The 11,969-nt window shown below is 68.8% G+C and carries 8 protein-coding genes and 4 pseudogenes; 5 read left to right on the top strand and 7 right to left on the bottom strand.

The window, feature by feature from the left end; all coding sequences use genetic code 11:
• Positions 1 to 7: 7 nt before the first annotated feature.
• A complete protein-coding gene (locus BJF85_RS28385) occupies positions 8 to 412 on the bottom strand; it encodes a nitroreductase family deazaflavin-dependent oxidoreductase (RefSeq protein WP_075846128.1) in 405 nt (134 codons plus the stop codon).
• A gap of 244 nt (positions 413 to 656) precedes the next feature.
• On the opposite strand from BJF85_RS28385, the gene BJF85_RS06120 reads away from it, so the two are divergent.
• On the top strand, positions 657 to 1,481 hold the full coding sequence (locus BJF85_RS06120; RefSeq protein ID WP_075846300.1) for an SAM-dependent methyltransferase: 825 nt from the start codon (positions 657 to 659) through the stop codon (positions 1,479 to 1,481).
• Here BJF85_RS06120 and BJF85_RS06115 read toward each other — a convergent pair.
• The 5 genes and pseudogenes from BJF85_RS06115 to BJF85_RS06095 all read right to left on the bottom strand — a co-directional run bounded on the left by BJF85_RS06115 (position 1,478) and on the right by BJF85_RS06095 (position 6,588).
• Positions 1,478 to 2,521 carry a threonine/serine dehydratase gene (locus BJF85_RS06115; RefSeq protein WP_075846127.1) on the bottom strand — a complete coding sequence of 348 codons (1,044 nt, stop codon included), beginning with the start codon at positions 2,519 to 2,521 and terminating at the stop codon, positions 1,478 to 1,480. The two genes, BJF85_RS06120 and BJF85_RS06115, sit on opposite strands and share 4 nt — an antisense overlap.
• Before the next feature lie 23 nt (positions 2,522 to 2,544).
• A pseudogene (locus BJF85_RS06110) lies at positions 2,545 to 3,697 on the bottom strand (Gfo/Idh/MocA family protein).
• Between the two features lie 438 nt (positions 3,698 to 4,135).
• Positions 4,136 to 4,480 (bottom strand): annotated as a pseudogene (locus BJF85_RS29720) (ATP-binding cassette domain-containing protein); the annotation flags it as partial.
• Between the two features lie 134 nt (positions 4,481 to 4,614).
• Entirely contained in the window at positions 4,615 to 5,646 is a 1,032-nt protein-coding gene (locus BJF85_RS06100; RefSeq protein ID WP_075846126.1) for an ABC transporter substrate-binding protein, read from the bottom strand.
• 60 nt (positions 5,647 to 5,706) lie between these two features.
• Positions 5,707 to 6,588 carry an ABC transporter permease gene (locus BJF85_RS06095; protein ID WP_075846125.1) on the bottom strand — a complete coding sequence of 294 codons (882 nt, stop codon included), beginning with the start codon at positions 6,586 to 6,588 and terminating at the stop codon, positions 5,707 to 5,709.
• Positions 6,589 to 6,781: 193 nt separating this feature from the next.
• On the opposite strand from BJF85_RS06095, the gene BJF85_RS06090 reads away from it, so the two are divergent.
• From BJF85_RS06090 to soxR, 4 genes and pseudogenes are all read left to right on the top strand, one after another.
• Complete coding sequence (locus tag BJF85_RS06090; protein WP_075846124.1) at positions 6,782 to 7,825, top strand: LacI family DNA-binding transcriptional regulator; 1,044 nt, start codon at positions 6,782 to 6,784, stop codon at positions 7,823 to 7,825.
• A 163-nt stretch (positions 7,826 to 7,988) separates the two neighbouring features.
• Positions 7,989 to 9,148 (top strand): annotated as a pseudogene (locus BJF85_RS06085) (DUF993 family protein).
• Positions 9,145 to 9,959 (top strand): annotated as a pseudogene (locus BJF85_RS06080) (sugar phosphate isomerase/epimerase family protein). The pseudogenes BJF85_RS06085 and BJF85_RS06080 overlap by 4 nt, the downstream one beginning before the upstream one ends.
• Positions 9,960 to 10,039: 80 nt before the next feature.
• Positions 10,040 to 10,507, top strand: a complete 468-nt coding sequence (gene soxR / locus BJF85_RS06075) for a redox-sensitive transcriptional activator SoxR (RefSeq protein WP_075846123.1) — start codon at positions 10,040 to 10,042, stop codon at positions 10,505 to 10,507.
• A gap of 7 nt (positions 10,508 to 10,514) precedes the next feature.
• On the opposite strand, the gene BJF85_RS06070 is transcribed toward soxR, so the two are convergent.
• Positions 10,515 to 11,699, bottom strand: coding sequence for an HNH endonuclease signature motif containing protein (locus tag BJF85_RS06070; RefSeq protein WP_255375432.1), 1,185 nt, complete (start codon positions 11,697 to 11,699; stop codon positions 10,515 to 10,517).
• Positions 11,700 to 11,969: the final 270 nt, after the last annotated feature.

Raw genomic sequence — 11,969 nt, 5'->3', positions numbered from 1 at the left:
GGGCAGGTCAGGCCGGGTCGAGCAGGACCACCGGGATGTCCCGGGCGGTCTTGGCCTGGTACTCGTCGAACGCGGGCCACACCGCGGTCATCCTGGCCCAGACCGCGGCCTTCTCCTCGGCGCTCCCGGTGCGGGCCACCGCGGCGAACTTCTCGGCCCCGACCTGGACCTCGACGTCCGGGTTCGCGACGAGATTCTTGTACCAGCCCGGGTGTTCCGGAGCGCCGCCCTTGGAGGCGACGACGACGTAGGACCCCTCGTACTGCTGGTAGATCAGGGCGAACTTGCGCGGCTCACCGGTCTTGCGGCCCTTCGTGGTCAGGACCAGCGTCGGCGCGTCGTTCTGCCAGATGTGGCCGACCTCGCCGTCGGTCTCCTCGTACTTGCGGACATGGTCGTCGCCGAACAGCACGTCACTCATCGTCGGCCCCCTTCGCCTCGCCTGCAGGCTCTCTCCGCCTCTCACCCTGGCACACCCGACCCCGTGCCGCGCTTCGCTCCGGCTCCGCTGTTTCGGAAGATCGACCGCCGCACATTCGCCCGGCCGCGCTCCTGGCACCGTCACCGCAACGAAATCCACTCGATCAGTGACGGTTCGTGCAGGACTCGCTACGATGACGGCGATTTCCCCTATCGACGAGGAGAAGGACGCTTCGATGTCCTCCGAAGACTCAGCCCAGGACACGCCCGACATCGTCACACTCGACGACGGCCTGCCCACCGCAGCTCGCGTGTACGACGTGATGCTCGACGGCAGCGACAATTTCGCGATCGACCGCCGAGTGGCCCAGGGCAGCCTCGCGATCATGCCGGAACTCAAGGAGATCGCACTGCACAACAGAGCGATCCTCCATCGGGTCATCCGACACCTGGCCCGCGACAAGGGGATCACGCAGTTCCTCGACCTGGGGTCGGGTCTGCCTACTGTGCGTAACACCCACGAGGTCGCGCAGGAGGTCAACCCCGACGCGAAGGTCGTGTACGTCGACATCGACCCGATCGTGCTCGCCACCGGGCGGGCCATCCTCGAGGACAACCCGAACACCCGGGTCGTCACCGCCGACATCCGCGAGCCGCAGAAGATCCTCGCGCACCCGGACGTGCAGGAGCTGCTCGACTTCAGCAAGCCGGTCTGTGTGATGCTGGTCGGCATTCTGCACCACATCCTCGACGAGGAGGATCCGAACGGCATCGTCAGGACGCTCCGTGACGCCGCGCCCGCCGGCTCGTACTTCTTCATCACCAACTTCACGCGGCTCAGCGACTCGCCGGAAAGCGCCGCGCTCGAGGAGCAGCTGCTGGAGCAGCTCGGCACGGGTCGGGTCCGCACCCCGGAAGAGCTGATGGAGTTCTTCGACGGCATCGAGATCCTGCCCCCGGGCATCGTGCCGCTGCCCCTGTGGCGTCCCGAGGAACTCGTCACCGACGCGACGACCGTCGGCGTCCGGTTCATGACCGGCGGCGTGGCGCTCAAGCACTAGTGCGCGCGCCGCGCGCATGGCGGGTTGGGTCCGGCTGAATCGCCCGACCCAGCCCACCGCGGCACCCACCCCTCCGAATCACCCCACCAGGCGTCGGCGAGCACCTCGCGGTCCACGTTGCCGCCGGAGACGACCACGACCGTGCGTCCGCGCGGCAGCTGGTCGGCACGGTGCAGGTATGCGGCGAGCGGCACGGCGCCGGAGGGTTCGGCGATCAGCCTGCTTCCGGTCGCGAGCATCCGCATGGCCGCGCGGATTTCGCCGTCGGTGACGGTGACGATGCCGTCGAGCACGGCCTGCAGGTGCGCGAACGTCAGCTCCGACGGCTGCGCGCGCAGACCGTCGGCGATCGTCCGAGCCCGGTCCTGGGCGGGCCACTCGACGATGTGGCCGGCGCGCAGGCTGTCGGCGGCGTCGGCAGCGAGGTCCGGTTCGACCCCGAACACGGCCGCGTTCGGGCACAGCGCCTTGACCGCCGTGCCGATCCCCGAGGCCAGTCCCCCGCCGCTGACGGGCACGAGCACGAGCTCGACGTCCGGCAGGTCCTCGGCGATCTCGAGGCCCGCGGTGCCCTGACCGGCGATGATGTCCGGATGGTCGAACGGCGGCACCAACACCGCACCCAGTTCGTCGACCAGGCGGTAGGCGGTCGACTCCCGTTCGGCCAGCGGCACGAGGACGACCTCGGCGCCGTGCCGGCGCGTGCCGTCGACCTTCACCCGCGGCGTGTCCTCGGGCATCACGATGTGGGCGGTGACGCCGAACTGCCGCGCCGCGTACGCCACCGCCTGGGCGTGGTTGCCGCTCGAGTACGCCACCACCCCGCGCGCCCGGCTCGGCTCGTCCAGCGCGGCGAGCGCGTTGATCGCACCGCGCAGTTTGAACGCGCCGATCGCCTGCAGGCTCTCGGGTTTGACCCACAGCGGGCGGTCGTCGGAGGCATCGGCCGCCCACGGCGCGGGCAGCAGCGGGGTACGCAACACCCGGCCGCGCACACGGTCGGCGGCGAGCCGGATGTCGTCGAGGGAAACGAGCTGCATACCCCGCAGTCTGCCGCAGCCGGTCAGAGCGACAACGTCGGGACGTCGACGCGCCGGCCCTCCTTCGCCGATTCCAGGCCGAGCTCGGCCAGCTGCACCCCACGCGCGCCCGCGAGGAAGTCCCACGGGAACGGCTCGTCGGACGCGACGTGCCGCAGGAACATCTCCCACTGCACCTTGAAACCGTTGTCGAACTCGGCGTTGTCCGGCACCTCCTGCCACTGGCCGCGGAAGTCCTCCGTGGCGGGCAGGTCCGGGTTCCACACCGGCTTCGGCGTCATCGCCCGGTGCTGCACGCGGCACCGCCGCAGACCGGCCACAGCACTGCCCTCCGTGCCGTCGACCTGGAACTCGACGAGCTCGTCGCGGAACACTCGCGTGGTCCACGACGAGTTCAGCTGCGCCACGATGCCGCCGTCGAGCTCGAAGATGCCGTACGCAGCGTCGTCGGCGGTCGCCGGATAGGTGGCACCCTGCTCGTCGACCCGCTCGGGGATGTGCGTGGCGGCCAGGGCCTGCACCGAGCGCACCGGGGCGAGGATGTCCTCGAGCACGTACCGCCAGTGGCAGAACATGTCGACGATGATTCCGCCGCCGTCCTCGGCGCGATAGTTCCACGAAGGACGCTGCGCCTCCTGCCAGTCGCCCTCGAACACCCAATAGCCGAACTCGCCCCGCACCGACAGGATCCGGCCGAAGAACCCGCCGTCGACGAGACGCTTGAGCTTGCGCAGCCCCGGCAGGAACAGCTTGTCCTGCACCACGCCCGCCTTGCGCCCGCAGACCTGGCCAGCGACCGAGTTCCAGCGCGCCCTCGGTGTCCTCGGCGATCGGCTTCTCGGTGTAGACGTGCAGCCCCGCGTCGATCGCCTTGCGCACCCCCTCGGCGCGGCGGCTCGTCACCTGGGCGTCGAAGTAGATCTCCGCGCCGGACCGCAGCGCCTCGTCCAGGTCTGTGGTCCACCGGTCGAGACGGTGCTCCTTGGCGATCTCGGCGAGCTTGGATTCGTTGCGCCCCACCAGAATCGGCTCCGGCCACAGCACCGTGCCGTCGGGCAGCCGCAGCCCGCCCTGCTCCCGGATCGCCAGGATCGACCGGACCAGGTGCTGGCGGTATCCCATGCGGCCGGTGACACCGTTCATCACGATCCCGATGGATCGCTGCTCGTTGACCATGACAGGCCCTTTCTGGGTGTGGGTGTACGAAGTGGACAGCTCGGCCCGCCCCGGAGCCGGAGATTCGGCAGCCGGGCCCGGGTGGACGGCTCGCCTATTCGGAGGCGCTGGCGGCGCGAGGTGATCGCGGATGTGCCGGGTCGCCTTGGCGAACTCCGGTTCGGCCATCGTCGGCCCGTAGTCGCGTTCGACGGGCAGGTTCACGTCGATGACGCCCGCGACCGTGCCCGGCCGCGCGGAGATCATCACCACGCGGTCGGACAGATACACGGCCTCGGCGATCGAATGCGTCACCAGCAGCACCGTCGTGCCGGTCTCCTGCCAGATCCGCCGCAGCTCGACGTTCATCTGCTCGCGGGTCAACGCGTCGAGCGCGCCGAAGGGCTCGTCCATGAGCAGCACCGGAGGGCGGTGCAGCAGCGCGCGGCACAACGCCACGCGCTGCTGCATCCCACCGGACAGCTCGTGCGGCAGGGCGTCCTCGAACCCGGACAGCCCCGTCATCTCGATGAGCTCGTCGGCCCGCGCGGCCGCGTCCTTGGCCGGCATGTTCCGCATCTCCGCCTGCAGCAGGATGTTCTTGCGCGCCGACCGCCACTCCAGCAGCGCGGCCTTCTGGAACACGTAACCGATGTCCTTGCGCGGGCTGTCGACGCGTTCGCCGAACAGCCGCACCCCGCCGGCCGACGGACTCAGCAATCCCGACGAGAGCTTGAGCAACGTCGATTTTCCGCAGCCCGACGGGCCGACGATGGACACGAACTCGCCGGGCTCGACGCGCATCGTCACGTCGGCCAGCGCCGTCACGTCCCGCTTCTTGCTGCGGAACCGCACGGAGACGTCCTCGATCTCGACCGCGTAGCCAGCCATGTGCTTCCCCACTCCTCGTGAGCTGTCCGAACTGTGTTGCAGCAGCGCTATTCCTGAGCGGCCGGCGCGACGTTGTCGACCCAGTACTCGGACGGTTCGCCCGCCTCCTCGATGACCCCGGCGTCGGCGAAGATGCCGATCGTCTGCTCCCAGTCCTCGGCGGTGTTCACACCGGGGCGCTCGCCCTCGGTCGCCTCGGTGTGCAGCAGTTCGAGCGTCTCGTCGAATTGCTCGGTGAGGACCTGCTTCGACGGCAGCTGCTCCGACGAACCCTCCATCGCCTCGACCGCGGCCTCGCGGTCCTCGGCGGCCTGCTCCCACGCCTCGGTCGTCGCGGCGACCATGCGCTGGGCGAGGTCACCGCGGTCGTCGAGGACGTCCTGGGCGGTGAGCAGGCCGTTGCTGAAGAAGTTCAGACCGTTCTCGGCCCACCGCAGGTACGAGACCTCCTTGCCCGACTCCTCCTGCATCGTCGGACCCTGGTCGGTCGCGTAGCCGAGCAGCGCGTCGGTCTGGCCGGACATGACGGCGGCCATCTTCCCCGCGGCGTCGGTGTTCTGCACCCTGACGTCCTCGTCGGACAGTCCGTTCGCCTCGAGGAACAACGGGAACACGTCCGTCAACGCGTCACCGGCCGTGCTGGCCACGGTCTTGCCCTTGAGGTCGTCCGGCGACTCGACGCCCTGCTCGGCGAAGAACTGCACCGACGACGGCGTGGTCTGCAGGTAGACGCCGATGCTCTTGACGTCGAGTCCCTGCGAGACGCCGGACAGCAGCGCGGGCGTGTCGGCCCAGCCGAAGTCGGTCTGCCCGGCGGCGGTCGCCTGGACGGTCTTCTGCGAACCCTGACCGGCCCGCACCTCGAGGGAGATTCCGTGCTCCTCGAAGATGCCCTGCTCCACGCCGTAGTAGAACGGCGCGTGCTCGCCGTAGGGATACCAGTTGAGGGTGAGCGTCACCTGGTCCAGCTCCTGCCCGTCGGCGCCGGTGACGGTCTCGCCTTCCGATCCGCCGCCGCAACCGGCGGCCAGCAGCAACGCCACGGAGGCGGTTCCTGCGGTGAGTGCGCGTAGCTTCATTGCTATTGCTCTCCTTTGACTCACAGGGCTAACTCGAACAGGACGAAACCCGTCACGGCGTCACAGCGTTGTGGTGGCGCCTTCGTCGCGGCGGCTGGCGTGCCAGGGCAGCAGCAGCTGCTCGGCCCATTCCACGAGCACGAACAGCAGGACGCCGAGCAGCGACATGATCAGCAGTCCCGCGAACAGCATGGGCGTATCGAGGTTTCCGTTGGCCTGCAGGATGACGAACCCGAGGCCGGCGTCCGCGCCGACGAACTCGCCGACGACCGCGCCCGTCACGGCCATCGTGGCCGCGACCTTCAGTCCTGCGAACAGATGCGGCAACGACGCCGGGAACCGGATCTTCCAGAACGTCTGCCAGGGCTTGGCGCCCATCGTCGAGGACAACTGCAGCATCTCCGGATCGACCGATTTCAGACCGGTCACCATCGAGATGACGACGGGGAAGAACGCCATCAGCACCGCCACGAGCACCTTCGGGCCCATACCGAACCCGAGCCACACCACGAACAGCGGGGCGATCGCGATCTTCGGGATCACCTGGGCGAACAGCAGCAGCGGGTACAGCGTCTTCTCGAGGGTCTGCGACTGCACCATCAGCACAGCCGAGATCACCCCGACCGCGATGGCGATGCCGAACCCGAGCAGCGTCTCGTACGAGGTCGTCCAGGTGTGTTCCCAGAAGTACTCGGGCCGCTGGGCGATGGCGTCGAACGTGTCACCGGGCGAGGGGATCAGGTAGGGCTCCACGAGCTCGGCCGCCGTCACCGCCCACCAGGCGACCAACAGGCCGGCGAGCAGGGCGAACGGCCGCCACGAACGCTCCAGGAATCCGCCGAGCCGTTGCACCATGCCGGGTCGGCGGCGTTCGGCGATGCCGGAGGACTCGCCTCCCGACTCCTGCCGCCCGTCCCGCGCGGACTGTGTGTGCGTGACCATGACCCTCCGTTCACCGTCGAACGTGTCAGTACCAGCACCCGATAGAGGTGCGTGAATGCGCTTTCTGAATGCGCTTTCACGCTATGGTGGGCACAGCGTAGGCAGACCGCACTGAGGCGGTCAAGCGCCGGACCTCCGGTCCTGGTGGCTTACGCTGAGGCGATGGCGACGAGATGAAGCGGGAGGGTCGCGAATGGACGGTCGGCCACATGTCACGCTCGAGGACGTCGCGCGCGAGGCGCAGGTCTCCCTCGCCACCGCGTCGCGTGCGCTCAACGGCACCACCAAAGTGCGCCCCGACCTGCGTGACCGTGTGGTCGCGGCTGCCCAACACCTGGCCTACACGCCGAACGCGCACGCCCAGGCACTCGCGGGCGGGGCGCACCGCACGGTGGGCGTGATCTGCCACGACGTCAGCGACCCTTACTTCGCCGCCATCTCGCGGGGGGTCATGCGCGCGGCCGACGAGGCCGGCCTGCTCGTGATGCTGGCGAGCACGTTCCGCGACCCGCAGAAGGAGATCGCCTACATCTCGATGCTGCGGGCCCAGCGGGCCTCGGCGATCCTGCTCGTCGGGTCCGGTTTCGAGGACCGCGAGTGGGAACGCGCCCTGGCCGCCGAGATCGAGCCGTACCAGCGCGGCGGCGGCCAGGTGGCCGTGGTCAGCCGGCACCGCACCCTGAAGGTCGACAGCGTCCAGCCCGAGAACCGCGAGGGGGCGGCGAAGCTGGCGCGCACGCTCACGGCCCAGGGGCATCGCCGGTTCGCCGTGCTCACCGGACCGCCTGCGCTGACGACGGTGGTGGACCGGCTGAAGGGTTTCCGCGAGGGACTGGCCGAGGCCGGCGTCGAGCTCGCCGACGACCGGATCGTCGAGGGCGCGTTCACCCGCGACGGCGGCCATGCGGCGATGTCGGAACTCCTCACGCGCAGCGGCGGTGAACCCGACGTGACCTGCGTGTTCGCCGTGACGGACGTGATGGCCATCGGCGCCATGACCGCGTTGCGCGAGACGGGCCTCTCGGTGCCGGGCGACGTCTCGGTGGCCGGGTTCGACGACATCCCCGTGGTACGCGACCTCACACCGCCGCTGACCACCGTCGCGCTCCCCCTCGAGGAGCTGGGCGAGCGGGCCATGGAGTTGGCCGTCCGGGAGCAGCAGGGCAAGCGCAGGCGCATCCTGCGGATGCCCGCCGAGGTCGTCGTGCGCGACAGCACGCGCCCGGTCGACGGCTGAGTCCGGCCGGGACGCACGTCTTGTCGCACGTGCCGGAGGCGTCTATGGTCGAATGAAAGCGTTTTCTGCAAGCGCTTCTACGATTGTTCTCGAAGGTGGCCGTCCGCGGCTGCCATCGAGGACTGCGCTTCAGGTACGGCGTCCTGACCACGAAGGAGTGATCATGAGCTCGTTGCCACTCCCGTCCGCCGACGGTTCCCTGCGGCAGTGGAGTCCGTCGGGGGCGAGCGCCCCGGTGCCCCCCACGACTCCCCCGACATCGCGCGTGGCGTACGCGGCGGCGCATGTCGTGGCCGATCCGTTGTCGGCCGACGATCCGACGCATGTGGTGCATCTCGACTGGGACGCGACGTTGGCGTTCCGGGAGCACCTGTGGTCGTGCGGGTTGGGCGTGGCCGAGGCGATGGACACGGCGCAGCGCGGCATGGGCCTGGACTGGGCGGCGACGCAGGAGTTGATCCGGCGCACGGGTGCGGCGGCGCGGGCCGGCGGGAGGCCGTGGGTGGCGGGTGTCGGCACGGATCAGTTGCCGCCCGGGCCGGCCACTGTGGACGCCGTGGTGGACGCGTGGCGCGAACAGCTGGAGTTGGTGTCCGGGGAGGGCGCGGTTCCGGTGGTGATGGCCAGCCGTGGGTTGGCGGCGGCCGCGGACGGTCCACAGGCGTATCACGATGCGTACGGGAAGTTGTTGTCCGAATCGGATGGTCCGGTGTTGTTGCACTGGCTGGGCGAGCCGTTCGATGCCGCGTTGGCGGGCTACTGGGGGCATTCCGACGTGCGGGCGGCGGCGCGTGAGCTGGCGGCGTTGTGTACGGAGCATGCGTCGACGGTGGCGGGCGTGAAGGTGTCGGTGCTCGATGCGGAGGTCGAGACGGAGTTCCGGCGGGCCCTGCCGGATGGGGTCGCCTGTTACACGGGCGACGATTTCAACTATCCGGATCTGATCGCGGGTGACGAGGTGGGGCACAGCGAGGCGCTGTTGGGCATCTTCGATCCGATCGCGCCGGTGGCGGGGGCGGCGTTGGCTGCGCTCGACGAGGGTGATGTCGCGCGGTTCCACGAGTTGTTCGGGCCGACGGTGCCGTTGTCGCGGCAGATCTTCCGGGCGCGACGCAGCATTACAAGGTCGGGGTGGTGTTCCTGGCGTACCTGAACGGTCATCAGGAGCACTTCCGCATGGTGGGCGGGTTGGAGTCGGCGCGCTCGATCGTGCACCTGTCGGAGGTGTTGCGGTTGGCCGATGCGGCGGGGTTGATCGTCGATCCGGAGCGGGCGGTGGCGCGGATGGGTGCGCTGCTGGATGTGGCGGGGGTGCGGCGATGAACCGGTTGAGTCTGAATCAGATCACCACGAAGAGCTGGTCGTTGCCGGAGGCGGTGCGTGGGTGCGCGGACCGTGGGGTCGAGTGGATCGGTTTGTGGCGGGACAAGGTGGCCGAGGTGGGGGCGGCGGAGACGGCGCGGTTGTTGGCCGAGCACGGGGTGCGGGTGTCGTCGTTGTGCCGCGGTGGTTTCTTCACGGGGGTCACGCCGGAGGGACGGCCGGTGGACGGGGTGGCGCAGACGCGTGAGGCGATCGACGAGGCGGTGACGATCGGCGCCGACGTGCTGGTGTTGGTGGTCGGCGGTGTCGCCGAGGGTGATCTGCGCGCCTCGCGGCAGCGGGTGGCGGATGCGGTGGGCGAGTTGGCGCCGTATGCGCGTGAGCGTGGGGTGCGGTTGGGTTTGGAACCGTTGCATCCGATGCAGTGTGCGGAACGATCGGTGTTGTCCACTGTGGAGCAGGCCTTGGCGATTGCCGAGGAACATCCGGCGGATGCGGTCGGGGTGGTCGTGGACGAGTTCCATGTGTGGTGGGATCCGCGGGTCGAGGAGTCGATCGAGCGGGCGGCGGGCCGGATCGCGGGCTTCCACGTGTGCGATCAGCAGGTGCCGATCACGGACGGGCTGATGGCGCGTTCGTTGCCGGGTGCGGGTCCGATCGATCATCGTCGGTTGCGCGCGTGCGTCGAGGCGGCCGGGTATGACGGGCCGATCGAGGTGGAGGTGTTCGACGCCGAGTTGTGGCGTCAGCCGGGTGGGGCCGTGTTGGATCAGGTGATCGAGCCTACGGCAAGCACGTCGCCGCGCACTGACCCCGGCGTCCGGTCGTACGGACACGCTGCCACTTCGAGTTAGGTGGAAGTCGTGGTCCGGTGCGGTTACCGTGGGTGTTGTGTCGAGGAGATTGGCCGATCATCTGACCATCGGGCAGGTCGCGGAGCGCAGCGGCGTGCCGCATACGGCGCTGCGGTTCTACGAGGATCGTGGGTTGATCACGTCGGAGCGGTCGAGTGGGAATCAGCGGCGGTATCCGCGGTCGGTGTTGCGGCGGATCGCCTTCATCCGTGCTGCGCAGCGGGTGGGGTTGAGTCTGGAGGATGTCGGCGAGGCACTGTCGACGCTCCCGGACGATCATGCGCCGACGAAGGCCGATTGGGCGCGGCTGTCGCGTGGGTGGCGTGACGAGTTGGACGCGCGGATCGATGCGTTGCAGCGGTTACGGGACCAGCTGACGGGCTGTGTCGGTTGCGGTTGCCTGTCGCTGCGTGCGTGCGGGCTGCACAACGTGGACGACCGACTGTCCCGCCTCGGCCCCGGCGCCCCGTTGTTGAAGCCCGCAGCCGAGGGCGGCCTGGAGTAGGAAACCGTCAGAACGGCGGTGGTTCGTCCGGGTCCGGCGGTTGGCCGGGCGGCGGCGCTTTCGGTTTCGGTGTGAGGACGGGTGTTCGCCGTCCGGTGTGTGCGCGGCCGAGTGGTGTGGTGACGGTGGTGGTCCGCCTGGCCGGGTGGTGGGTGGTGGTCCAGCCGGGGGTGTTTTTCATGCGGTGGTGTCGGCGGCAGCGTGCGGTGAGGTTGGTCAGTGAGGTGGGTCCGTTGTCACGGGCCCATTCGCGTTCGTGGTCGGTATCGCAATGTCGTGCTGGCCGGTGGCACCAGGGGATGACGCATTCCCGGTCGCGCACCCGCATGGCTTCGCGGAGTGTGGCGGTGGGTCGGTAGCGGGACCGGCCCAGGTCGACGGGGTCGCCGGTGGCGGGGTCGCAGAGGACCTTGCGCCAGGTCGATGTGGGGTTGGTGGCGATTTCTCGGCCGATGGCGCCGGGGATGGGTCCGTAGCCGTCGAGCTCGGCCCCGGTTTCGGAGATGGACAGGGCGGTGTCGACGGGTATGTGCACGTAGACCACCGCAGACACCTCGGGCGTCTTCGCTCCGGGGTCGTTGCCCAGCAGCAGGTCAGCAACCACGTCCGCACGCAACTGGTCATAGGTTCGCTCGTGCCCATCACACTTGCGTTGCCGAGCCAGCGAGTCGACCCGCGCGTAGCAAGCCGCGGCAACTTCGGACCGCATGGTGGTCACGAGACGGGACTGGCAGTTTTCGCCGTGCTCCAACGTGACCTTCCGCCCCTCGTCGGCCTTGCGAGCACGCTCAACCCGACCGGCGGGGTCGACCTTGTCGACCAGTCGACGTACCGCGCGAACCAGATTGTGGGGTAACCACATGGTCTCGGCCGCCGAGGCGAGCTTGTCGGCCAACAACGAGTCGACCTCACGAGCCTGCGAGTCGGTCAACACACCAGTCACATCAACGACGCGGGAGGCGGCGTAATACTCGACTTTCCCGTCCTCCATCAGCGATAACAGCCGAGCATCCGCGACACCAAAGACACGGCCGTATGCACCCGCCCGAGAACAACTCCCGCGAGGCCCGATACTCCGGCACCAACGACTCGGCAAACCACGGCAGCTCAGCTTCGTCCGACGGCGCAGCGAGGCCAACAGGCTCATCTCCTCAGCATCCATCCGTGCCCGCCGCACCCGAAGCGACTGCACAGACTGAACAAGAGATCCACCACCGGTCACCAGCCCATAATACCAAACACCAGTTCGACGAACAATCAAAAGTCAACCCGACAGAACCCGAGGCCGAGCGAAGCAAGGGCCCCCACACAAAGCCCCCAACGAAACCACCCACCCAACCCAAACAAACCCCAGCACCCGGAGTGTCATCCCGTCGACCTAAAACAGCAACCATCACGCTCCAGGCAGGGCGCAACCCACCCCACAACCGCCACACAGCAACGAACCCTTGCGCCTGCTGGA

It is taken from the genome of Saccharomonospora sp. CUA-673, assembly GCF_001942305.1.
Taxonomy (GTDB): domain Bacteria; phylum Actinomycetota; class Actinomycetes; order Mycobacteriales; family Pseudonocardiaceae; genus Prauserella.
This window is presented reverse-complemented; position numbering and strand designations above follow the sequence as displayed.

Coding starts and splice junctions, on each gene's coding strand:
- BJF85_RS06120 (WP_075846300.1), top strand. CDS start 657: ATGTCCTCCGAAGACTCAGCCCAGGACACGCCCGACATCGTCACACTC.
- BJF85_RS06095 (WP_075846125.1), bottom strand. CDS start 6,588: ATGGTCACGCACACACAGTCCGCGCGGGACGGGCGGCAGGAGTCGGGA.
- BJF85_RS06090 (WP_075846124.1), top strand. CDS start 6,782: ATGGACGGTCGGCCACATGTCACGCTCGAGGACGTCGCGCGCGAGGCG.
- BJF85_RS06100 (WP_075846126.1), bottom strand. CDS start 5,646: ATGAAGCTACGCGCACTCACCGCAGGAACCGCCTCCGTGGCGTTGCTG.
- BJF85_RS06115 (WP_075846127.1), bottom strand. CDS start 2,521: ATGCAGCTCGTTTCCCTCGACGACATCCGGCTCGCCGCCGACCGTGTG.